Source organism: Cupriavidus sp. GW823-FHT07A04 (genome assembly GCF_058794615.1).
Map to the genome: position 1 here is coordinate 26,455 of NZ_JBXAHA010000013.1, position 23,162 is coordinate 49,616.

Consider the following 23,162-nt stretch of genomic DNA (forward strand, 5'->3'; position numbering starts at 1 on the left):
TCATGACGCTCCAGGCCCAGTCTGCACGTTGCCGCGGCCGTCCGCTCCTTCATGGCCGCGGTTTCACCTTGATGGAGCTGGTGGTAACGCTGGCACTTGTCGGCATTGTCGCGCTGGCGATCCTGCCATTTTCCGAATTGATGGTGCAGCGTGAAAAGGAGCAGGAGCTAAGGCTTGCGTTGCGGCAGATCCGTACCGCGCTGGACGCCTACAAGGACGCCAGTGACTACGGGTCGATAGAAAGAGAAGTCGGTGCTTCCGGCTATCCGCCGACACTGACCGTGCTGGTGACCGGCGTCAAAGACGCGAAGGATCCGAAGGCCGGGCTGCTGATGTTCCTGCGCAGCGTGCCGCGCGATCCGTTCTTCAACGGTGACGCCTCCACGCCGGCGGAGGACACCTGGAACTCGCGTGCCTACGGCAGTGTGGCGAGCGGCCCGCAAGGCGGCAATGACGTGTTTGACGTGTCATCCAAGACTGACCGCCTTGGTCTCAACGGCATTCCCTACAAAGATTGGTGAGGCCCATGATGAAACCCGCTCGCAGCCGCAGGCTCCATGGGTTTACCTTGATCGAACTGATGGTCGTGATGGCGATCATCGGCTTGCTGCTGACCATTGCGCTACCGCGCTACCTTCGCAGCATCGATCGTGGCAAGGAGCAGGTGCAGCGGCAGAACCTTGCCGTAATGCGGGATGCGATCGATAAGTACTTCGGTGACAATGGCCAGTATCCGGAGAATCTCGACGAACTGGTGCTAAAGCACTATCTGCGCAGGGTCCCGGAAGATCCGGTCACGGGTGGCACCAGCTGGACGGTCATCGCGTCGCCGGATACGGACAAGGCCGGCGTCTATGACGTCGCGCCGGCGAGCGAAGCGGCGGCGGTGCCGGCCGCTGCCGTGGTGCCGGAAAAATGAACCGCCTTCGCTGTGTGCGTCGTTCAAGGCGGCATCGCCAGGGCGACGGCGCCCATGGCCTGGTCCTGCTGACGCTGCTGATCGCCCTGATCCTTGTTTCCGTGGCATTGCTGGGCGCGCTCGACGTCTGGGCGCTGCAGCGGCAGCGGCTGCAGGAAGAGGAGTTGCTGTTTGTCGGCAACCAGTACAGGCTGGCGATCCAGCGTTACTACCAGGCGGGCCGGACTCTGCCGGCATCGGTCGACGACCTGCTGGAAGACAAGCGCTTTCCGGTGCCGCTACACCATCTGCGGCGTGCTTACCCGGACCCGATCACCGGGAAGAACGACTGGCTGTTTCTCCGCGACGGCGACCGTATCTACGGTGTGTATAGCAAGTCCACGGCGCCCGCGATCAAACACGCGAATTTCCCCCGGCGCTATGCGGATTTCGCCAACGCGAAAACCTATGGCGAGTGGCAGTTCCTTTATCTGCCGCCAGGTCGCCGAAGCCGCGCGAGTAGTGCTATTCCGAGTACGCAGGATTCGATCGGACAAGCCGACGCAGCTGCCCGGCGCACAGGCGTGAACAACGCCTCTCCATTTAGTCCAAACGGACGGTCCAGATGATATCGCCGGCGCAGGGAAACCTTCGATGGATTGCCCTACCGCATCAGTAGGGTGTTGACCCATGCAAACCTGCATCGGCGTTATCCACAATACAAGCGTGGGGAGAGAACCGCAGAATGGGCGTCCCCGAAACGAGACGGTTGAAGGGGCGTTGCGCTACTTCGTTCATCGGGCCGGGGACCAGGGCCAGGGATTTTACAGGCCCAGGGAGTTTGCTTATCCCGGCGCTGGTGGCGCGCTTTGCATTGATCAGTGATGACCGGCAAGGACGGGTGTCGTTGCCGCAGGCGTGGGAATTGATGTCCTACGGGAATTGCGCTGGCTGACCCGCAGGAAGGAGGTTATATGTTTAGTACTCGCATATATCGCGGCGGCCTGTCGGCGCTGGTTTTGCTTCTCTTCGCTCTACCTGCGGCAGCCCAGTCATTCCGGGTTCAATGTCCTGAAGAAACGCCGCTTCATCCAAAGTCGGCCACAGGTGTGATCAGCGATGGAATCAAGTGTCAGCAGATCTCCGGTGGTGACGGCTACGCAACGATGGGCGATGGCACGCAGACCTACTTGTTTGCCTTCGGTCCACTATCGGGCCTCACTGATATCAAGAACGGCCTCCCGGGAACGCAGAAGGCGTCCGTGTTTCGCACGCCAGAAGATCCGAATGGCGCGATCGGCCTTGTCCCGGATCCGAATGCCGGTGGCGCCATCACGGGACACGTCGATGCGCGGGCGATCATGGATGTCGGCGTCATGAACGGCAACATGCCGGCCCCTACCATGGCGATCGACGAGGACGACGAATTCTTCCTGACCCTGACGAACGTCGGAATGATCATGCGCCCGGACCTGTTCGAGCAGCACACTGTGCACTTCCACGGCTACCCGAATGCATCCTCGTTCTACGACGGTGTGCCGGATGCCTCCGTCGCCATCAACATCGGCGGCAGCTTCACTTACTACTACCTGGCGCCGGACGCGGGAACCTACTTCTGGCACTGCCACATCACCCCGCCGGAGCATCTCCAGATGGGCATGGTGGGTCAGATCTATGTGCGGCCACGCCAGAACCGGGTCCCTTTGAACGGTTCGCTGTACACCGCGTTGCAAGCCCAGCAGAGCGATCCGCGCACGAAGTGCGGCGGCGACATTCTGTGCTCGACGCCGCTGCCGCGCGTGGACAATGGTGCTACCCACCAGCCCAACAAGAGTAACTCACCGACGCTGTACGCCTACAACGACGGCGATGGCACCACTGCCTACGACGTCGAGTACCCGATCCAGATCCATGGTTTCGATCCGAATTTCCACTTCGTCGGCATGACCTTCAACCCGGAGCCATTTACCGACATGAAGGACAAGTACTTCCTTTTGAACGGACGGAGCTATCCGGACACGGTAGCGCAGGGGGCCATGAGTACACAGGTGGCGGATGGCACAGCGCATTTCTCGCAGCCGCTGCCGACCGTTATCAACATTCCACTCGGTGGAAAGGCGTTACTAAGGATCTCGGATCTCGACGTCAGCGAGTTCCAGACGCTGGCTTCACTCGGCATACCGATGCATGTCGTCGGTGTCAACGCGCGATTGTTGCGCGATATGACGGGCAACAATCTGGCCTACGACACGAACTCGATCACACTGGGGGGCGGTGAATCGATCGATGTGATCCTGGACGCAAGCAACAAGAACCTGTACCCGGTGGGATCGACGTATTACCTGTACACGCCGAATCTGGATCACCTTTCGAATGACGCCGAGAACTTCGGTGGCTTGATGACCGAGGTCCACATCTGCAATGTGGTGGACCCGACTACCAAGTCCTGCAATTAGGAGAAGCGCCGTGGGCCACTCTACCAGCAACCCGTGGATTGCGACTTTCGCGCGGCTTGCCTGCGCTATCGTTGCCGTGCTGTTCTGCGTGCCGGTATACGCCGCGGCGCCAGGCATTACGGGGACGAGTTTCGATCTGACTGCCGAGGCGGCGCGTATTAGCCAGCCGGATGGATCCAGCATCTACTCCTGGGGCTACGGCTGCCGTGCCGGCGGCACTGCGCCGGCCGGCTTTTCCCCTGCGGCCATCCCCGGTGCGACCTGTCCTAGCATGCAGATACCGGGCCCGACGCTGATCGTCAGAAAGGGCGATACCGTGACGGTGACGCTCAGGAACAACCTGCCGGCGGCCGCCGGCAATACCTCGATTCTCTTCCCCGGGTTTCAGGTCACCACGTCAAACGGCGTGCCAGGCCTGCTCACCGGGGAGGCCGCGCACGGCGGGTCGGTCACCTATAGCTTCGTCGCAACGACGGAGGGTACCCATGGTTACTACAGCGGCACGCAGGGCGACCTGCAGATAGAGATGGGACTGTATGGGGCCATCATTGTCTTGCCGACCACCATACCTGCTGGCTGCCGGGCCGTCGGCAGCACGCTGCCGGACGGACAGACCGACTTCCGCAACGCGGCGGCAGCCTACACCAACAGCGCGTCGTGCTACGACCGCGAGTACCTGTTTCAGTTCTCCGAGATGGATCCCCGCATCCATTCCCAGGCGGAGCAGCAGGTCGGGACACCGGCCGGGAAGGCGTGCACACGGCCCAACGGCTGCATGACCGTCGAGACCGAACCCTATCATCCAGCGTATTTCATGATCAATGGCCGCTCCATGCCCGACGACATGGATCCGAACTATGCCGTGCAGTATCCGCACCAGCCGTACAACGGCAATCCGCATATGCACCCCGGAGAGCTCGTGCTGCTGAGAATCATCGGTACCGGCCGCTGGCAGCATCCGTTCCATGAGCACGGCAATCATGTGCGGGTGCTGGCCCGCGACGGCAATTTGATACTCAGCCAGACCGACAATGTCTCGCCTGCCGGGCCGCTGCTGTTCACTACGACGACCACACCTGGCGTGGCGATGGATGGCATCTTCTACTGGACGGGCCGAGGTCTCAACTGGGACGTGTATGGCCATGTCGACGGTGGCTTGTACACCGACCCGGCGTTCCCTGCATACCTCGGCAAGCCGGTGGTATGCACCCCGGACGCAAACGGTTACTACACGGCAGACCCGATGGCGCCGAACTACTACGAGTGGTGCCAGGATCATAACAAGGCCCTCGAGACCCATCCGTTCGGCCAGGTCGGCAGTGGCGGCCCTGTAACGCTACCCGATGCGAACATCCTGACGAACGGTACCTGGTATGGCGGCAGTCCCTATCTGGGGCCCGATGCGACGGTCCGCGCTGTTGGGCCTACGGGCACTACGCCGCCCTCGGGCACGATCGCGAATCCTCCGACGAGCGAAGCTGGGTTCGCCTTCATGTGGCACTCGCACAATGAGCGTGAGATCACCACGAACAATATCTTCCCGGGCGGGATGATGATGATGATGCTTGTCGATCCACAAGCCTTCACGATCAACGAAGCCAATTAGAGGTCAGGGGAAACGCGATGAGATCCAACCAGTTCAAGGCGAGCCTCTTCGACTTGGTCAAGACAGGCCTCGCTGCATCGATTCTATTGATGGCGAGCTGCGCGTCGTTCGCGCAGAGTGTCAACCTGACCGCGAGCGCGACAAGTACCACGCTGCCCGACGGACAAGTTGTGCCGATGTGGGGCTACACCTGCACCGGCGCCGCTGCGCCCGCCGCTTGCAAGGGCTTGAATCCGAATGCCGGGACGAGCTGGACGCCAGTGGTGATTACCGTCCCTCCTGGCAATCTGACGATCAACCTTACCAATAATCTGCCGGTGCCTCCGGGCGCCACCTCGGGAATTCCCACGTCGCTGGTGATCGTGGGTCAATTGGGCGGCGGTTTGGGCGCGGCGCGAACAACAATGCCCAGCCCGAACCATGCGGTCCAGGCCGTGACCTGGCCGATCGCCGGGGATAGCAATGGCGCTACCTTTAGTCCGCCCAATCAGGGGCCCCGGGTCCAGTCCTTTGCAACCGAAGTGGCCACGGCCACAGGCGCAAGCCCAACGGCGCTGACATGGAGCAATCTCAAGCCCGGTACTTACCTGATCGAATCGGGAACCCACCCGTCCATCCAGGGTCCGATGGGTCTTTATGGCGTGCTGGTGGTTACCACCGCTCCCGTAGTGCCCGCGCTGGGCACCGCCTATCCGGGCGTCACCTACAACGCGGACGTTCCTCTGCTGCTCAGTGAAATCGATGCCACGCAAAATGCCGCCGTGGCTACGGCTGTGTCGACCGCGAATTTCAGCGAAACCTCCTCCCGCGTCCTCAGGGACTCTGTCAGTTCCATCTCGGTGGCGCTCGACTCCGCCGGCAACCCCATCGCGGGTACTGGCTACAAGGCTGGCGATTTCGTCGCGTTCTCCGGTGGCGGCGCTTCGGTAGCGGCGACGGCTCATGTCGCAAGCGTGGACGGCACCGGCGCTATCACTGGTATCACGGTCGACAGTGCCGGGACGGGCTATTACGCCGTTCCCGACGTTACGGTAACGAGTACCACCGGCACCGGGGCGCAGGTCGTTGCGGCGTTGACCTTGACTGGCGTGATTTGCAGCGACCGCGCAGCCGCGTGCTATCCGCCTGCTGTCAACTACGATCCGCGCTACTACCTTATCAATGGCATCGCTTTCGACAGGACCAAGACCGCCACTTCGCTATTCTCGACGAACCCTGCCAACGCCACCGGCAGTGTCCTGGTGCGCTTCGTCAACGCTGGTCTGCGCATGCACGTACCGTCCATCGTAGGGGCGCTGACAACCGACAACAGTTCGGGTACGCCCAAGGTGGTTTCGGGACTGTCGCTGCTAGCGGAGGACGGCAATCTCCTCCCGGGGACCCGGCGAGTGCAGAATGAAGTATTCCTGGCTGCAGGCAAGACGTATGACGTACTGATCAATGCCCCCGTGGCTGTCGCTCCGGCGACCGCGCCAGCAGCCCTGGCGGTGTTTGATCGCCAGCTGAGCCTATCCACCAACAATCAGCGCGACGGCGGCATGATGGCATATATCGGTGCCAATGGCGCCACACTGCCCGCCAGCGGGGTGACCGCGAAGGCCAACCCCGACTCCTACTTCCTGGTTTCGGGCAATAGCCTGACGGTGGCGGACCCTGCCAAGGGCGTGGTCGCCAACGACGTGGGCGTCTACGGCGTCAAGCTGCTGACAGCACCCACGGGCGGCACGGTCACCTTGAATCCTGATGGTACGTTTACCTACGTGCCCAATACTGGCACTGCGTCCGACAGCTTCACGTACCAGGCGAACGGAAACGCCGCGCTGACGGCGAAGGTGACGCTGGCCGCCTGTACCGGTAATTGCAAGGGAGGGGCGCCCACAGCCGGCGGCGACAGCTTCCTCAGTAACATTGCATCGCGGTTGCAGATCGGCGCGCCCGGCGTGTTGGCGAACGATAGCGATCCTTCACAGCTTCCGCTGACTGCCGCGCTGGTCGCCGGCAGCGCCACGGGCGGCACGGTCATGCTGAACGCGGACGGCTCGTTCACGGCAATACCCACGGCTGCGCCGGGCCCCGCAACGACGGCTAGCGTGACCTTCAAGTACAAGGCGGTGAATTCGCAGAAGACATCGAGCAATGCTGCCACGGTGACGGTGACGTTCAAGGGCGGCAGTGGCCTTGTCGTGAACGTATTTGACGCGCCGAGCGTGCGACCGGGGGCAACGCCGGTCAAGATCACCGACTACCGCTGGATCATCGAGGAAGACCGCACCTTCCAGATCGACCTCGCATGCCAGGTGAACTCCGCCACGCGGCCGGCCAATTGCCCGCCGCTGCCGGTGCCGAGCCTGGGGACCAGCTTCCATACCAGCTACATGCCTGTCATTGCCGCGGGCTGTGTCGGTCAGGTTGCTTGCGAGGCGGGGCAGACAGTCTTCGACCCAGCGAGCAATTCGCACATGCCAGCCGTGTGCGATGTTGGCAATGGCGTCTGTCGCACGGACTCCGCGCAGCAGGCCCCGGTCGACCCGAGCCAGGTAGCGCTCGACCCGGCCAAGCACTACTACATTTCGATCTTGCCCGGCGATGCCGGCAACCCCTTCGCTGCGGGCGCGGGCGCTCCCCAGCCGGTCGATCCAGCCAAGCCCCAGGGGTTGCAGAGGCCTTTCAGTATTGCCAAGGACTGCCCGTCGGTCGCGGATTTCGCCCCCGGAACGGGAACCTGTGGCCACGGCATGGGCGGCGCGCCGATCGCGCCTGCACAGAAGACGGTCAACATACCGCTGCAACAAACGCCGCTGGCGACGGCGAAGGTCTCGGTGTTCGTGTTCGAGGATGATGCACCGCTTAACGGCGAAGTCGACGTCAGCGGCGGCACCGAGGGCTTCGGGACGTCCCGGGAGCCGGGACTGGGAGGCTTCGAGATCAAGCTATTCGACGACGCCGGTGGCACGGGCGATCCGACCGGACAGATGACGTACGACATGTTCAACATGCCGCTTTCCAATTCGCTGCAGGGGATGATCGATCCGATCACGCACCTGAATGCGTGCCCGATCTCGCCAACGCCGAAGTCGGCGAAAGACGGACTGGTCGGCATGATTCCCACCTGTCCGAAATATGAATCCGATGGCACGACACTGTCCCCGCTGGTCGGCCAGGCCATCATCGCCAATCTGATGCCCGGCAGATACGGCGTGGTCGCAACGCCGGCAGCCGACAGAATTGCCAAGGGCGAGGAGTGGCTCCAGACGAATACGCTCGATGGACAGAAAGCCCATGATGCCTTCATCAAGGTAGGCGGCCCGGCGTACTTCCAGGAGTTTGGCCCGGCCGGCTTTCACGTCTCCGTCGGCTTCGCCAACGCGAAGATCATCAATGATCGCAGGACCAATGCCGCGAAGTCTGGCCTATGCGACCGTTCCGGAGCCTCGTGCGCCAATGCGGTCAATGGCAGAATCACCAACCTGCACTACAGCCGGCCGCCCAACCAGCATCTCTACGGCAGCGGCTCGCGCGACTCCCTGGCTTTCACGCAGTGCTATGTGAGCCTGGGGGATCCGGACGGCGAGGACATCGCCTTCACCAAGTGCAACGACAAAGGCGAGTTCAGCTTTTCCGGTATTCCCGATGGCACTTTCAGGCTAACGGTCTTCGACCAGTGGAACGATCAGATCGTCGATGGCCTTGCCACGGCGGTACAGCTTGGACCTAACGCGAGGAGCGTCAATGTCGGGGATCTCGCGGTCCTGCAATGGCACACGAATCTCTATACCAGATCATTCATCGATCTGAACCGTGACGGCGTCTCGCAGGACGGCGAGCCTGGCCTCACGCTGGTGCCGACCAACATCCGCTTCCGCGACGGCAGCTATTCCAATTTCAACAATACCGACCTCAACGGCTACGCCGCGTTCAACGAGATCTTCCCGCTGTTCAACTGGTATGTGGTGGAAGCCGATACGACCCGTTTCAAGCAGACGGGTGTGCACGTGGTCTATGATGCCGGCGGTCCGCCGGATGGCACGCCTGGCGGCGGTAAGTCGAGCATTGCGGCGAATTTTGCCAACACAACGGAATCCGCGACTGCACATCTGCCAGACAAGCTACGGGTCCCCGGCGCGGTGTACTGCGACAACGCGGATTGCACTGGCTATTCGATCCTGCACCCCGGCCACAGTGCCGCCAACCCGTCGACCGGCCGGATCGATCCGCCGTCGGTGACCACCCTTGGCTGGCAAGGCTTCTCGGGCCAGAGCTCGTTCATCGAGTTCGGCAAGACGCCGTTCGCCGCAAACGAGAACGGTGGCATCAAGGGTGAGGTGATCTATGCCTCCACGCGGCCGTTTGACGACCCCGCGCTGCTGATCCACACAAGCTGGACGCCCAACGTGCCGAACGTGACTGTCAACCTGTATCAGGAGGGCACTGCTAAGGATGGAACGCCCAGCCTGACCCTGGTGGATACCACCACGACCAGCAGCTGGGACGATTGGGCGCAGGGCTTCCGCAGCGACGGCGTGCCCAATATGAACTGTCCGGGCCAGGAAACCACCGACCCGTACTTCTTCACACTGCAGAACAGCACCCAGTGGCTCGATCCGAAGCACACTGCCTTGCCGGCAAAGTCCCAGTTCAAGTGCTATGACGGCATGCATATGTTCAATCAGCTGCAGCCCGCGCCTTACGATGGGATGTACCAATTCCCCAGCGTGAAAGGCAGGAATCCGCAAACCGGAAGGCCGATGGGTACCAACTGCAGCATCTGCGTGCCGAATCCCGCGGGTGGCGGAGTCTTTGAGGCCGGAACGCCCATGCTGCCCCCCGGCAAGTATGTGGTCGAGGTGGTTGTGCCCCCGGGCTACGAACTGGTGAAGGAGGAGGACAAGAACATCCTCATTGGCGACAACTACATCGCGCCGGTGACCCAGCAGTTCGCTGGCCTGGGCAGTATCTTCATCCTGCCCGACCAGGCGGCGGTGAATGCCACCTATAACGCCAACAATCCGCAGAACCCGACCACGGATCTGGGATCCACGCCCAGGCATGAGGGCGATACCGGGAGCGTCGAGACCTTCTGGCCCTGCGTCGGTGCGCTGCGCATCGTTCCCGACTATATCAGCCTGTTCCCGGGCTCGCAGGAGGTGGCGCCGTTCGCCGGTGCGTCGCGGCACCTGTGCGACCGCAAGGAGGTCACGCTTACCGATCAGATGACGGTGCTGGCGAAGTTCTGGGTATTCAGCTCAACCCACGTCGCCGCGCACTTCACCGGCTTCATGCTGGACGACTTCTCTTCGGAATTCGACCCGTATTCGCCGCAATTCGGCGAGAAGTTCGCCGTACCCAACGTGCCGGTGTCGATGAAGGATTTCGGCGGCAACGAAGTGGCCCGTGTGTACTCCGACCAGTGGGGCATCTTCAATGGCCTGAACTATTCGACCTGGGAAGTCAATCCGCCGAATCCGACCGGCTATGCGCCGACCATGATGGTCGCATGCATGAACGACCCGGACATGCCGGATCCCGCGCACCCCGGGCAGACCATCAGGGATCCCATGTACAACCCCGCGTACAGCCAGTTCTGCTACGAGATTCCCTTCATGCCAGGACAGACCCAGTACATGGACACGCCGGTGGTGCCGGTGCAGGCCTTCGCGGATGGATATAACCAGCCTGACTGCGCGTATCCGGATGCCACGCCTGCGATCTCGAAGGTCGTAGGCGATGCCAGCAACGGCGGTGCCGGTCCGTGGGTCAGCGCTGCGGGCCACACTTTGACCATTAGTGCCTTGGGCGACCAGCAGGTAACCAACCATGCCTATAGTGGACCAGGGGCGAGCAAGGTCCCTTACAATCAGAAGTTCATCACACGCCACTATGGTTTCGGGAGCTGGTGTACCAGCGTCGGAGGCGCCTGCACTGTGCCTTCGAGCGTAACCATCGGCGGCACGCCTGCGCAGATCACGGCGTGGACCGACCAGTCGATCACTGTCACGGTGCCTGCGCTGTCATCGGACCATGGCGAACTGGTGATCACCGCGGGCAATGGCAAGAAGTCCGTCGACACAGTCAGCGTCAGCATCGGCGGCAAGGCGCCGACCTACGTCGCTGGCGAAAACGCCACCGGCAACGCCATCCAGACGGCGATCGACAAGGCCGTCCCCGGCGACTTGATCATCGTCGGCCCGGGTGTCTACCAGGAGATGCTGCTGATGTGGAAGCCGGTCCGGCTGCAGGGCGTTGGCGCTGCCTCGGTGACTGTCAACGCGAATACGCACCCGTCTGGCAAGATGGACCCGTGGCGGGCGCAGGTCAGCTGCCTGTTTGGCATGTCGCGCAACGGTGGGGTGATCTCGCCGACCAATCCGTTCGACCCGACCAACACCTATAGCTGTCCCACGGGCCTGGCAACCGATCCGCTGGCCATGCAGCGGCGGATCGACCCAATACCGTTCGAGCCCACCCTCGGCTGGGACAGCACGCTCAACGGCAACCTGGGCGAGCTTCTGATCGAGCCCACGCTGATGGGCGCGTACGAAGGCGCGGCCATTACAGTTCTGGCGAAGGGCGTGCAAGACGTCAACGGACAGCCCGACCCGAACTGCACCGCGAACGGCATCTGCACGCCGTTGACGGCAAGTGCCGCGGATTGCGCGAACAATCCCAGCAACTTCCTCTGCAATCCGTCGCGTATCGATGGCATCACCTTCACCAACAGCTCGCAAGGTGGCGGTGGCATCTTCCTGCACGGCTGGAACCACAACATGGAGATCTCCAATAACCGCGTCTTCGGCAATGCCGGCACGCTCACGGGCGGCATCACGATCGGCCAGGTCGAGGTACCGGACGGGACCATCGGTGCGGACGGCGTGACGCAGATTCCGTTCGGCTTCAACATGAACGTGAATGTGCATCACAACGCGGTCACCTCCAACGCTTCCTACGGTGATGAAATCAATTCGACCACGCCATCGGCGGCCGGCGGCGTGACCTTCTGCTCGGGAGCCGACAACTACCACTTCAACTACAACTGGGTGTGCGGCAACATGAGTAGTGGTGACGGCGGCGGCGTGGCCCACTTCGGCTTCAGTTATAACGGCGACATCTCGCACAATCTGGTGCTCTTCAACCAGAGCAACAACCCGACGCTACCTACCTACGGGGGCGGCATCATCGCCCAGGGAGTACCGCCGGATGGCACCTTCTGCGAGAACCAGACCGTCGATGTCGATTGCGCACCGCAGCTGTCCGACGGCGCAGGCCCGGGCCTCACGATCGACGGCAATCTCCTGATCGGCAACACGGCGGAGAGCGGTAAAGGCGGTGGTCTGCGGCTGCAGGGCATCAACGGCACCGATGTACAGCGCAGTCCCAATGACGCGTCGAAGTGGTACCGGGTTTCCGTCACCAACAACATCATCGCGAACAACGTCGCGGGGTGGGCAGGGGGCGGTGTGTCGATCCAGGATGCGGTGGGCGTCAACTTCATCAACAACACCATCGTTTCCAACGACGCGACGGCGTCGGCAGGCGTGCTCTTCAACACGCCCGCGGCCGCTCAGTCCAATGTACCTCCGCCGACGAAGTGCACCACGGTGGGCGCGGAAACGACTTGCGATCCGATCACCACGTCGACCTACCAGCCGGCTGGTCTCGAGACGGCGCGGCACACGCCGAACTTCATCGCAGCGTTCAGCAATGCAGGGGTCACCTGCCCGGTTGGAACCTCTGCCTGCACGACGTTCTCGAACCCGGTGATGGCCAACAATCTGTTCTGGCAGAACCGTTCGTTCTACATCACGGTGGGCGGCCTCAATCCGTCGATCCCTGGCTTGCAGAACGTGGTGACGCTGAATCCGACGCTGAACCAAGCTGGGAAGACGACGGGCTATTGCGACCCCAAGGCTATCTACTGGGACATCGGCGCCTTTGGCGACTCCGGACCGAGCAAGCATGAGTCGGGCCTGACGCTCAGCCCGCAATTCTCGATCCTGACTGACGCCGCCGACTACCAGGGGGCAAGCAACCTGGGTTCCAACCCCGCTGTTGTCAGCCAGTACTGCAATGGCTCGCGGGTTCCGCCGGAAGGTGGAGGGGTCGGATTCGCCGTGCCGCCGGGTATCTCGGATACAGTCTTGCCCAACCCGCTCTTCGGCCTGATGCCGACGGCGACCCCGGATGAAGGCAATCAGTGGATCAATATGTCCTACGGACCGCTCTCCCTGTTCAACGCCAGCATCTCGTCTGGCAGCCCGGGCTACAACGTGCCACTTGGCAACTACGCGATCACGTCGGGTTCGCCGGCAATCAATACCGCGACCGACGCGGGTGCCCCGAATCACGACTTCTTCGGTACCGTCCGGCCGCAAGGCGGCAAGTTCGATATCGGAGCGGTTGAGTTCGTGGCAGGCGCCTCGCCCAGCGCGACCCTGACGCTGTCGACCCAGGACTTCGGCAGCGTCGCGCGGGGCGATGCGGGGCCGGTTCATGTCTTCACGCTAAAGAACACGGGTAGCGTACCGCTGACAGGTATTGCGAACCCGGTGATCACCGTGGATAACACGAACTTCTTCATTGTTGCGCAGCAGACGACGTGTGGCAGTGTCAACCCAACCGGGGCCAGCAGGATCACCAGCCTGGCTCCGAACGGCACCTGCGCCATCGCCGTGCAGTTCAGGCCTGCCGGCCGGGATGCAGCAAATTCCACGCAGAACGGCACGCTCAGCATTACCGATAGTTCCGGTACGCAGACGTCGGCCTTGAAGGGGGTGGCAGTTCGTTAGGAATGGGTGGGAGCGCGAAGTCGAGGCGCGAAGGGGGAAGGGGGCGCGGCACTTGTCGCCCCCCCCCAATGTCGAAGAAGCAGGAACCAGTGGCCATCCGGGAGTGGCGTGCGAACATGTCCAGTCATGCAAGGAACTTGACGAGGATCTCGATGCTGCTTGCCGGCTGCATCTGGGGGGGAACCGCCCTGGCTGAATGGGCCTTCCCGCAGGAAGGGCCCCCGGCGGGGCCAGTCCGTGCCGCGACGACGCCGGCCAGGACCTCGCCGTATGCGCCGGTGAAGCTGCCAAAACACGCGAAGGTCTATTACGATCTCTACAGAGGTGTCGAGGATCTGCACGTGCGCCAGACCGCATCGGGCAACCTGATCCGCTTTAGCTATCGCGTGACCGACCCCAGAATTGCCCAGATGCTGAGCGACAAGAATGCGACGCCCTACCTGCTCGGGCAAAGGAGCCGGGCACTTCTGCAGATTCCGGTCATGGACAAGATCGGCCAGCTTCGTCAATCGGGCCCGCTGGCGGTTGGCCAGGAATACTGGATGGTGTTTTCCAACAAAGGCAACCTGATTAAAACCGGGGACCGCGTCAACGTGATGATCGGTTCCTTTCATATCGACGGCCTGGTGGTTGAATGAACGCGCGCGGGCGCGATCTTTGAGGCATGGATTGGGGGGTGTGCTCATGAACCGAATTCTCTTCCTGGCATTGGGCCTGGTGTCTCTGGCGGGATCAGCCGGCGCGGCGACGGAAAGCGCATCGGGGAGCCGGCTGACGGCCGCCCAGATCGCCGACCGGAATGTGGCTGCCCGCGGCGGGCTTGAAGCCTGGCGGGCGGTAAACAGTCTGACCATGTCGGGCCAGATCGATGTCGGCGGCAAGAAGGACGTGATGCTGCCGTACGTGGCCACGATGAAGCGGCCGCACAAGAGCCGCTTCGAGCTTCGCTTCCAGGACCAGACGGCCCTGCAGGTGTACGACGGGGCGCAAGGGTGGAAGGTCAGGCCCTTCCTGGGGCGCGATGAGGTCGAGCCGTACAGCGCAGCCGAGGCCAAGATTGCCGCGCAAGCCGCGGAGCTGGATGGCCCGCTGGTCGATTACGCCAGGAAAGGCACCAAGGTCGAACTGCTGGGGATGGAGTCCGTGGAGGGGCACCAGGCCTACAAGCTCAAGCTGACGATGAAAGACCGCGTGGAGCGGCGCTTGTGGGTCGACGCAACGAGTTTTCTCGAACTGAAGATGGAGGGCGAGCCGCGCAAGCTGGACGGCAGGATGCATAGCGTTGCCGTCTATTACCGGGATTACAAGACGGAGGGCGGGCTGAAGATGCCGCATGTCATGGAGACCGCTGTCGAAGGTGTCAAGAAAGCCCACCGGATGACCGTCGAGCACGTGGCGATGAACCCGCCGGTGGACGATGCCGTGTTTGCGAAACCGCAGTTGGCGTCGGCCAGGTTGCCCGGCAAGTAAGGAGGGGGGCTATGACGATAAGACGGATCGCCCTTGGGGTTCTCGCTGCTTGTGTCTCGATGGCGGCGATGGCGGCTTTGGCGGTGTTGGCGGCGCAGCCATCGGCGTCGCCCGATTTGAGCGTGGCCCAGATCGTGGAGAAGAACGCCGCGGCACGGGGAGGGCTTGAGGCCTGGCGGAAGATCCAGACCATGGTCTGGGTCGGACACGTGGAGAGCGCGAATGCGCCTGCACGTTTTTTGCTGGCCATGAAGCGTCCCAACAAGACTCGCTTCGAGATCACCGCGCTCAATCAGATGGCCGTGCGCGTCTTTGATGGCAGCCATGGCTGGAAGCTCCACCCGACCCAGGGCGGCAAGCCGAATCTGCAACCCTACTCGATGGAAGAGGTGAAGTTCGCGCATGACGAGCAGGTGATCGACGGGCCGCTCATGGACTACGAGGCCAAGGGTATCGCCGTGACGCTCGAAGGTGTCGATGAGGTCGAAGGGCACAAGGCATACCGCCTTGGCATCCGGCTACCTTCGGGCGGGAGCCGCCGCCTGTGGATCGACGCGAAGACATTCCTGGAACTCAAATACGACCGCGAATCTCGCAATGTCCTGGGACAGTCGCACACAGTCACTGTCTTCTATCGCGACTACAGGGCAATCGACGGGCTCCAGATTCCGTGCACGATCGAAAGCGGCGTCGCGACGGCCCAGGCAACGGACAAGCTCGTGATCGACGAAGTCTCGTTCAACCCCTCGCTGGGCGACTGGATGTTCGCCAAGCCCGGCACGCCGAGGCAGGATAAGCCGGTGTCGATCGATGCCCAGGCGCGGCCAGGTCCGGGCGATATGGCCCGGCCGGCGCCATAGCGATGAGCCGGGGACTATCCGCCCTGCGGGCGCTCGCAGCGGGCTTCGTCGCCGCTGCGCTGACGGGGTTTGGCGGCCAAGCCAGCGGCGCTTCGGCAACGGATGCCGGCGAAGCGATTTTCCAGCGTGGCGAGCTGCCTTCGGGGGCGCCGCTCGACGCGATCCGCGATGGCGGCATGCGGATGCAGGGGGCCGCCGCGGCCTGCGTCAATTGCCATCGGCGCAGCGGGCTCGGCGCCAAGGAGGGCTTTGGCACCGTGCCGCCGATCACCGGGCGCTATCTCTTTCACCCGCGCGCCAAGAGCCTCGAGGACCTCGACCTCCCATACGTCGAGGGCATGCGGGCCGATCGCGATCCGTATACCGATGACACTGTTGCCAGAGCCATCCGCGAGGGCTTGGACTCGGAAGGCAGGCCGCTCAATTACCTGATGCCGCAATTCGCGCTGAACGATGCCGACATGGCCGCACTGATCGCATACCTGAAGCGGATGGACCAACGCAGGCCGCCGGGGGTCACGGACACGGTACTCCATTTCGCTACCATCATCACGCCCGATGCGGATCCCGTGAAGCGCCGCGGCATGCTGGATGTGCTGGACCACTACTTCGCCGACAAGAACACGTTTCCGCTCGGGCCGACCCCTGCGCTACGTACCTCGCGCAAGATGATGTTCATGGTCAATCGCCGCTGGCAACTGCATGTCTGGGAACTCACCGGCCCGGAAGCGACCTGGCTGGATCAACTCAAGCGGCATCTGGCGGCGGAGCCTGTCCTTGCCGTGGTGTCCGGGCTCGGTGGCAGGAACTGGGCGCCGGTCCATGCTTTCTGCGAGCAGGAATCCGTGCCATGCCTGTTTCCGAATATCGAGGTGCCAGTCAACAGCGATACCGATTTCTATTCCCTGTATTTCTCCAGCGGCGTGCTGCTGGAAGCGGACCTGATCGCGAAGAAGATCCTGGATGCGGGCAGTGGCAAGGTGGCGAAGTCGGTGCGCCAGTTCTATCGTGCCGGCGACAGCGGGGAGCCGGCGGCCAAGGCGCTCGCCGTCAAGCTGAAGGGGCACGGCGTCGCGGTATCCAGCCACGCTCTCGCCAACGGCGAGAGCGTGGCTCAAGCGCTGCGCGGCGCAGCGGGCGCGGACGCGCTCATGCTGTGGCTGCGGCCTGGCGACATCGCCGCGCTTGGCAACGCGCCGCCGCCGCGCGCTGACGTGTTCATGTCTGGCCTGATGGGCGGGCTCGAGCGCACGCCGTTGCCTACGGGCTGGCGCGGTGTGACTCGCCTCGCCTATCCCGTCGACCTGCCGGAGCGCCGGCGTGTGCGCGTGGACTATGCGCTGGGCTGGTTTGCGATCCGGCGTATCCCGGTCGTCGCCGAGCAGACGCAGGCGGACACGTTTCTTGCCTGTGGCCTGCTGGCTGAGACGCTGAGCCACATGGTCGACGCGTTTGCGCGCGACTATCTGGTGGAGCGCATGGACGACATGATAGAGCGCCGCATCATCACCGGCTACTATCCACGCCTGACGCTTGGGCCGGGCCAGCGTTTCGCTTCCAAAGGGGGATACATCGTCCGGTTCGCGGAGCCTGAGCATACACGGCTGACCGTGGACGGGGAGTGGACGGTGCCGTAGGGAAGCATCCAGGTGAAGGTCCATCCGGAGGGATGTGCGGATTGCCAAGATCCGCCAGCGCAGCGTGTCGATAATTGCTGAAGGAGGTTTCCATGAGCGCGTTCAAAGAACGATGGGGCAGGGCGCTGGTATCGGCCCTTGCGGCGGGGAGCACGATCGCGGCGGTGATGCCGTATGCGCTGGCGCACGATGGCGCCGATCCGCATGCGCATCACCACATGATGCGGGACACGCGCACATCCACCGCGGCCTACTCACTGCCATCCGTGACGCTGGTACGAGACGATGGCCGTACCGTGTCGCTGAAGGATGAACTGGACGATGGCCGCCCCGTGGTCCTGACGTTCATCTATACCACTTGCACATCCGTCTGCCCGGTGATCAGCCAGACGCTCTCGCAATTGCAGGGCGAGCTTGGCCCGAACAGGGACAAGGTGCACATGGTGTCGATCTCGATCGACCCGGAGCAGGACACGCCGTCGCGCCTGCGGGAATATGCGACGAAGTTCGGAGCGGGTCCCGAATGGCAGCACTACACCGGCGCTGTTGCCGCGAGCGTTGCCACGCAGCGCGCATTCAACGTCTATCACGAGGACAAGATGAACCACAGTCCCGTGGTATTCCTGCGTGCGGCGCCGGGCAATCCATGGCTGCGGATCGATGGCTTTGCTACCGCGGACGAGCTGTTCCTTGCCTATCAGAAGCTGGTCGCAGCTAACTGACTGGAGCATGATCCGGCTTCTGGCGCCTTGCAGGGATCTCCGTCAGGTCCCTGCAAAGCGCCGGAATGCCGACAGTAGACGTTTCGCTGGCCGGCAAGGCGGATGCCGGACGTCCCGTCTCAGCGCTCTGCTTGCGCCGCCGGGCTGGCCGCCATCACCGCCGGCGCCACCATCTGCGCGAGCAAGCGCAACACGGCCACCTCGGTCTGCGTCCACGCGTCGCGCGCCGCAAGGAAGTTGAACGTCCCTACGCATTGTCCGCGCTCACATACCGGTACATTGACCACGGCCGAAAGCGCAAGCCCGCGAATCGTCGAGATATCGTCGAACACGGCTTCAAGCGCCGCGTCCCCCTCGCCCACGAAGACCTCGCCCTGATGCAGCACGCAACGTGTCCACGGCGTATCAGCCTTGTACTTGCGGCCGCCCACTGGGTAGGCGGCGGTGTCGGAGGACCATAGCCGTACCACTTCGGAGCTGGCGCGCCGGTAGGCGTTGATGGTGAGCAGCCCCGGGCCCAGCAGCGCGGCAGTGGCGCTGCCGATCGCATCGAAGGCCATGGCGGGCTTGGCTGCGCGCGCCAGCGTGTCGCATAGCGAGGCTAGCAGCGCCACAGGCAAGGTCACGACGCAGGGCGCGGCGTCATTCACGATATCGGTCACGGTTTCACTCCCCCTTGATGCCCAGGTCCCGAATCAACTTGCCATAGCGGTCCGCGTCGCGGCGCAGGATGGTGCCGAACTGCTGAGGTGTGGAGGTGGCGGTTTCCACGCCGATGGCGTTCATCTTTTCCTTCACGTCCGGCAGCGACATGATGCGGTTGATCTCCTGGTTCAGGCGCGCCACCAGCGCCGGTGGCATGCCGGCCGGGCCGAAGGCGCCGTACCACACGGACAGCTCATAGCCGGGCACGGTCTCGGCCACGGTGGGCACATTGGGCAGCAGCGGCGAGCGCTTGGCTTCGGTCACGGCGAGCAGGCGCAGCTTGTTGGCCTTGACGTGGGGCAGGGTCTGCGTGCCGGCGGAGAACAGCAATTGCGTTTGCCCGGCCACGGTGTCGACCACGGCGGGCGCGCCGCCCTTGTAGGGCACGTGCAGCATCTGCACGCCGGCCATCTTCTCGAACAGCACCGCGCTCAGGTGGTTGGTGGAGCCAGGGCCGGCGCTGGCATAGGCCAGCTTGCCGGGGTTGGCGCGCGCGTAGGCGATCAGCTCCTTGACGTTGTGCGCGGGCACCGATGGGTTGACCACCATGGTGTTGGTGACAAAGGCCAGCAGGCCCAGCGGGGTGAAATCTTCCACGCCGCGAAAGGGCATGTTGGGCATCAGCGCGGGGTTCATCGCGTGCGTGCTCATGGAGCCGACCAGCAGCGTGTAGCCGTCTGGCTTGGCGCGCGCCACCATGGCAGAGCCGATATTGCCGGAGGCGCCGGGCTTGTTGTCGACGATCACCGGCTGGCCGAGCGAGCGGGTCAGGTGCTCGGACAGCACGCGGGCAAGGATGTCGGTGGAGCCGCCAGCGGCCCACGGCACGATCAGCGTGATGGGCTTTTGCGGGAAGGGATCGGCGGCGCCGGCGCCCGAGGCGGCGGCAAACAGCGAGAACGTGGCAAGGCCCAGCAAGCAGCGCTTCAAAACGGCTTTCATCTCTTTCCTTCTCCGATGGCTATGCGAACCGCACGGTGCGATCCGGTTTGATTCGATCCTGTAAGTCGGGTCCAGCAGACAGTGGACCAGTGAGCCAATGCACCGTCAGCGGCCCACTGCATATCCCTGCATGCCACGCGCATTGGCGCCGGCGCGCAGCACCAGCCGCCCCTGCGCATCGCGCTCCCGCGTGCAGGCGGACATCCGCCCCTCCGACCACGGCTCGCCTACTTTGACCTCGTGGCCGCGCGCGCGTAGCGCCGCGATGGTGTCCTCGGGCAGCCGGGACTCCACGCTGAGCCGGTTGAGCACCACCGAGCGCGGCCAGAACGAGCCGGGGAAATGATCGACATGCCAGGCAGGCGCATCGATGGCTTCCTGCAGGTTCATGCCGTGCACGGCGTGGCGCAGGAAGAAAGCGACGGACCATTGGTCCTGCTGGTCGCCGCCGGGGGTGCCGAAGACCATATAGGGCTCGCCGTCGCGCAGCGCGAGCGAGGGTGACAGCGTGGTGCACGGGCGCTTGCCCGGCGCTAGCGTGTTGGGCAGGCCCGGCTCCAGCCAGGTCATCTGCAGGCGGGTATTGAGCGCGAAGCCCAGCTCGGGAATCACCGGGCTGGACGACAGCCAGCCGCCCGATGGCGTGGCCGCGACCATGTTGCCCTCGCGGTCGATCACGTCGATGTGGCAGGTGTCGCCGACGAAGATCTCGCGTTCGGCCCATTCCGCTACCGGCGGCATGGCCGCAAAGGTGGGCTCGCCCACGCCGAAGCGCACATCGGCGCGGCGCAGCGTGCGCTCCGCCGCGCCGAGGTCGGGCAGGCGGGGCGCGCGGCCACCGACCGTGCCCGGCAGGATGTCGAGCGAGGCGCGTTCGCCGATCCGGCGCGCGCGTGCGGCGAGGTAGCCGGGATCGAGCAGGCCAGCCAGCGGCGTATCGCCAAAGCTGGGGTCGCCGTACCACGCCAGGCGGTCGGCCATGGCCAGCTTGGCCGCCTCGGCAATGCGGTGCACGAACTCGGGCGAGGTGGGTGCGTGCGCGGCGAGATCGGCGTGGCGCAGCATGCCGAGTTGCTGCAGGAATGCCGGGCCCTGGCTCCAGATGCCGCACTTGGCCACCGTATAGCGGCCAAAACCCAGCGTGGCGGGCGCTTCCACGGTGGGCGCCCAGCGCGCCATGTCTTCATGGCGCAGCAGGCCTTTATGCCGCTCGCCAGTGGTGTCGCGCACCGCCTGGGTACGGCAGAAGCTGTCGATTTCCTTGGCGACGAAGCCCCGGTACCAGCAATCCAGCGCGGCGTCGATCTGCTGCTCGCGCGTGCCGCTGGCGGCTTCGGCCGTCTCGACGATGCGTGTATAGGTGCGTGCCACGCCAGGCACCGTATGCAGGCTGCCCGGGCGGGGCACGCGGCCGTCAGGCAGCCAGACATCGGCCGAGCTGTGCCATTCGTTCTGGAACAGTTCGCGCACCGCCAGGATGGCTTGCGAGATGCGTGGCACCAGCGGGAAGCCGTCGCGCGCATAGCCGATGGCGGGGGCCAGCACATCCGCCAGCGTCCAGGTGCCATAGTCGCGCAGCATGGTCAGCCACGCGCCGAAGGCGCCGGGCACCGTGGCGGGCAGCAGGCCGATGCCGGGCACCAGGTCCAGCCCCATGGCGCGCATCGCGGCCGGGTCGGCCAGCGCGGGCGCGGGGCCTTGCCCGCAGATGGCGCGCACCGCGCGTTCGCGCTCGCTCCACAGCAGGATGGGCACCTCCCCGCCCGGTCCGTTCAGGTGCGGCTCCACCACCTGCAGCACAAAGCCGCCGGCAACGGCCGCGTCGAACGCGTTGCCGCCGCGCTCCAGCACGCTCATGGCGGTTTGCGAGGCCAGCCAGTGGGTGGACGAGGCCACGCCAAAGGTACCGACGATTTCCGGGCGGGTGGTGAACATGGAGACTCCGTGGCGGATCGGGCAGGGTGGCGAAACGCGCTGGCGCTCAAGCGCGCAACGCAAGCCGAGTGGGGTTGGTGCCTGGGAGTATAAGGTCACCGGATAACCGCTTTTGGTCAATAATTTATCGTTGCATAACGGATTGGTTATGCATGGCACGGGCCATGGCCGCACTCGGACTACCCCTTCGCCAACGCGAAGAGCAGAAGCAGGACATTCACAACGATTAACGCGTACAACACCAGCATGGGCGCCGGCGTGCTCCGGCACTGCGCAACCACTTTGCGCAAGCGCTTGTCCCGTCCGCGTTTGAGCAGGTAGGCCAGGCTCATGCCGAACGCGCCAAACCAGGCCAGGTTGCCAAGAGTGCCCTTGGGGCTGGAAGCCGCCTTGTTAGCGAGTGGGGGCGCAGCGGCGACAGCCGGCGAAGCGAGGAACGACGTGTCCGTCGTGGAGGCGATCATGGCCGGTGGCGCGTTGTGCAGCGCGGCCATCGGCTGCGCCGGTGCTGGTGGATTCTGTCTGAGCGGCATTGGCCTTGCCGCTTCGCCGCGTCGTGGACTGTTATGCGCTTCCAGCCTCTCGCGCTGCTTGCCGGAGCGATCGGCGTCCCGGGCTGACTTCGGCCTGGCATCGTGCTGCGGCCATTGCGCGAAGACACCGTCAAGACAGTGCACGGAGTCGCAAGCGTCCCGCTTCTTGCGCCAGGCTACGATGTCCGCTTTGCGAATTGCACCTGCGTGGAGCAGCCGTTGCTGGTCGGCATAGATGCGCTCATAGCCAATCGACAGAAGGGCGTAATCGCAGATGAGCCGCGCCGCGCGCGGGCGTTTGTCTGTTTGCCGCGCGCACGCCGGGCCTTGGCAGCCGGCAGGGGCCGCACGGGGCGCTGTTTTACAGACGATGTCAGACGCCTGCGCACCAGGAATGGCAAACAGGCTCAATGCGAGGAGGACGGCCAGGTGGCCTGTGACCCTGTTCATCGTGTCTTCTCATAGAAGTGATGATTTCGGCGCTGAGGTCCGGCCGGGATCCGCCAAACATTGTGCTACAACGTCACCACCGCGGTCCGCGCGTTACCGCACGTACGCTGCCGGTGCCGGTGGTTCAAAAGTGCCTTTGTAAAATCAAAGGCTTGCAATGCGCAC

General features: G+C 63.7%; 15 protein-coding genes. 11 read left to right on the top strand and 4 right to left on the bottom strand.

Annotation, left to right across the window (positions count from 1 at the left end):
- Positions 1 to 2 precede the first annotated feature (2 nt).
- The 11 genes from AC1Q7Q_RS22565 to AC1Q7Q_RS22615 all read left to right on the top strand — a co-directional run bounded on the left by AC1Q7Q_RS22565 (position 3) and on the right by AC1Q7Q_RS22615 (position 18,432).
- Entirely contained in the window at positions 3 to 521 is a 519-nt protein-coding gene (locus tag AC1Q7Q_RS22565; protein WP_492370957.1) for a type II secretion system protein, read from the top strand.
- A gap of 8 nt (positions 522 to 529) precedes the next feature.
- Positions 530 to 919 carry a type IV pilin protein gene (locus tag AC1Q7Q_RS22570; protein WP_492370967.1) on the top strand — a complete coding sequence of 130 codons (390 nt, stop codon included), beginning with the start codon at positions 530 to 532 and terminating at the stop codon, positions 917 to 919.
- Between the two features lie 65 nt (positions 920 to 984).
- Positions 985 to 1,527, top strand: a complete 543-nt coding sequence (locus AC1Q7Q_RS22575) for a type II secretion system protein (RefSeq protein ID WP_492370966.1) — start codon at positions 985 to 987, stop codon at positions 1,525 to 1,527.
- A 345-nt stretch (positions 1,528 to 1,872) separates the two neighbouring features.
- Positions 1,873 to 3,354, top strand: coding sequence for a multicopper oxidase domain-containing protein (locus AC1Q7Q_RS22580; protein ID WP_492370956.1), 1,482 nt, complete (start codon positions 1,873 to 1,875; stop codon positions 3,352 to 3,354).
- Positions 3,355 to 3,364: 10 nt separating this feature from the next.
- On the top strand, positions 3,365 to 4,960 hold the full coding sequence (locus AC1Q7Q_RS22585) for a multicopper oxidase domain-containing protein (RefSeq protein ID WP_492370955.1): 1,596 nt from the start codon (positions 3,365 to 3,367) through the stop codon (positions 4,958 to 4,960).
- A 17-nt stretch (positions 4,961 to 4,977) separates the two neighbouring features.
- Complete coding sequence (locus tag AC1Q7Q_RS22590; RefSeq protein WP_492370954.1) at positions 4,978 to 13,743, top strand: cadherin-like domain-containing protein; 8,766 nt, start codon at positions 4,978 to 4,980, stop codon at positions 13,741 to 13,743.
- Positions 13,744 to 13,895: 152 nt separating this feature from the next.
- Positions 13,896 to 14,381, top strand: coding sequence for a hypothetical protein (locus AC1Q7Q_RS22595; RefSeq protein WP_492370953.1), 486 nt, complete (start codon positions 13,896 to 13,898; stop codon positions 14,379 to 14,381).
- A 46-nt stretch (positions 14,382 to 14,427) separates the two neighbouring features.
- On the top strand, positions 14,428 to 15,213 hold the full coding sequence (locus AC1Q7Q_RS22600) for an outer membrane lipoprotein-sorting protein (protein ID WP_492370952.1): 786 nt from the start codon (positions 14,428 to 14,430) through the stop codon (positions 15,211 to 15,213).
- Positions 15,214 to 15,230: 17 nt separating this feature from the next.
- Positions 15,231 to 16,073, top strand: a complete 843-nt coding sequence (locus AC1Q7Q_RS22605; RefSeq protein ID WP_492370965.1) for a LolA-like protein — start codon at positions 15,231 to 15,233, stop codon at positions 16,071 to 16,073.
- A 2-nt stretch (positions 16,074 to 16,075) separates the two neighbouring features.
- Positions 16,076 to 17,710 (top strand): cytochrome c/ABC transporter substrate-binding protein, encoded by a 1,635-nt coding sequence (locus AC1Q7Q_RS22610; protein ID WP_492370951.1) that lies wholly within the window; start codon positions 16,076 to 16,078, stop codon positions 17,708 to 17,710.
- 92 nt (positions 17,711 to 17,802) lie between these two features.
- Entirely contained in the window at positions 17,803 to 18,432 is a 630-nt protein-coding gene (locus AC1Q7Q_RS22615) for an SCO family protein (protein WP_492370950.1), read from the top strand.
- A gap of 119 nt (positions 18,433 to 18,551) precedes the next feature.
- Here the strand turns inward: AC1Q7Q_RS22615 and AC1Q7Q_RS22620 are convergent, their stop codons facing one another.
- The 4 genes from AC1Q7Q_RS22620 to AC1Q7Q_RS22635 form a co-directional block, all read right to left on the bottom strand.
- Positions 18,552 to 19,094 carry a GAF domain-containing protein gene (locus tag AC1Q7Q_RS22620; RefSeq protein WP_492370949.1) on the bottom strand — a complete coding sequence of 181 codons (543 nt, stop codon included), beginning with the start codon at positions 19,092 to 19,094 and terminating at the stop codon, positions 18,552 to 18,554.
- Between the two features lie 4 nt (positions 19,095 to 19,098).
- Positions 19,099 to 20,079, bottom strand: coding sequence for a Bug family tripartite tricarboxylate transporter substrate binding protein (locus tag AC1Q7Q_RS22625; protein ID WP_416050897.1), 981 nt, complete (start codon positions 20,077 to 20,079; stop codon positions 19,099 to 19,101).
- 105 nt (positions 20,080 to 20,184) lie between these two features.
- Positions 20,185 to 22,014: a gamma-glutamyltransferase family protein gene (locus AC1Q7Q_RS22630; RefSeq protein WP_492370948.1), complete on the bottom strand. Its 1,830-nt coding sequence runs from the start codon at positions 22,012 to 22,014 to the stop codon at positions 20,185 to 20,187.
- Positions 22,015 to 22,193: 179 nt separating this feature from the next.
- Positions 22,194 to 22,997, bottom strand: a complete 804-nt coding sequence (locus AC1Q7Q_RS22635) for a hypothetical protein (protein ID WP_492370947.1) — start codon at positions 22,995 to 22,997, stop codon at positions 22,194 to 22,196.
- Between the last annotated feature and the right edge of the window lie 165 nt (positions 22,998 to 23,162).

Coding starts and splice junctions, on each gene's coding strand:
- AC1Q7Q_RS22565 (WP_492370957.1), top strand. CDS start 3: ATGACGCTCCAGGCCCAGTCTGCACGTTGCCGCGGCCGTCCGCTCCTT.
- AC1Q7Q_RS22570 (WP_492370967.1), top strand. CDS start 530: ATGAAACCCGCTCGCAGCCGCAGGCTCCATGGGTTTACCTTGATCGAA.
- AC1Q7Q_RS22580 (WP_492370956.1), top strand. CDS start 1,873: ATGTTTAGTACTCGCATATATCGCGGCGGCCTGTCGGCGCTGGTTTTG.
- AC1Q7Q_RS22590 (WP_492370954.1), top strand. CDS start 4,978: ATGAGATCCAACCAGTTCAAGGCGAGCCTCTTCGACTTGGTCAAGACA.
- AC1Q7Q_RS22595 (WP_492370953.1), top strand. CDS start 13,896: ATGCTGCTTGCCGGCTGCATCTGGGGGGGAACCGCCCTGGCTGAATGG.
- AC1Q7Q_RS22600 (WP_492370952.1), top strand. CDS start 14,428: ATGAACCGAATTCTCTTCCTGGCATTGGGCCTGGTGTCTCTGGCGGGA.
- AC1Q7Q_RS22610 (WP_492370951.1), top strand. CDS start 16,076: ATGAGCCGGGGACTATCCGCCCTGCGGGCGCTCGCAGCGGGCTTCGTC.
- AC1Q7Q_RS22615 (WP_492370950.1), top strand. CDS start 17,803: ATGAGCGCGTTCAAAGAACGATGGGGCAGGGCGCTGGTATCGGCCCTT.
- AC1Q7Q_RS22625 (WP_416050897.1), bottom strand. CDS start 20,079: ATGAAAGCCGTTTTGAAGCGCTGCTTGCTGGGCCTTGCCACGTTCTCG.
- AC1Q7Q_RS22630 (WP_492370948.1), bottom strand. CDS start 22,014: ATGTTCACCACCCGCCCGGAAATCGTCGGTACCTTTGGCGTGGCCTCG.
- AC1Q7Q_RS22635 (WP_492370947.1), bottom strand. CDS start 22,997: ATGAACAGGGTCACAGGCCACCTGGCCGTCCTCCTCGCATTGAGCCTG.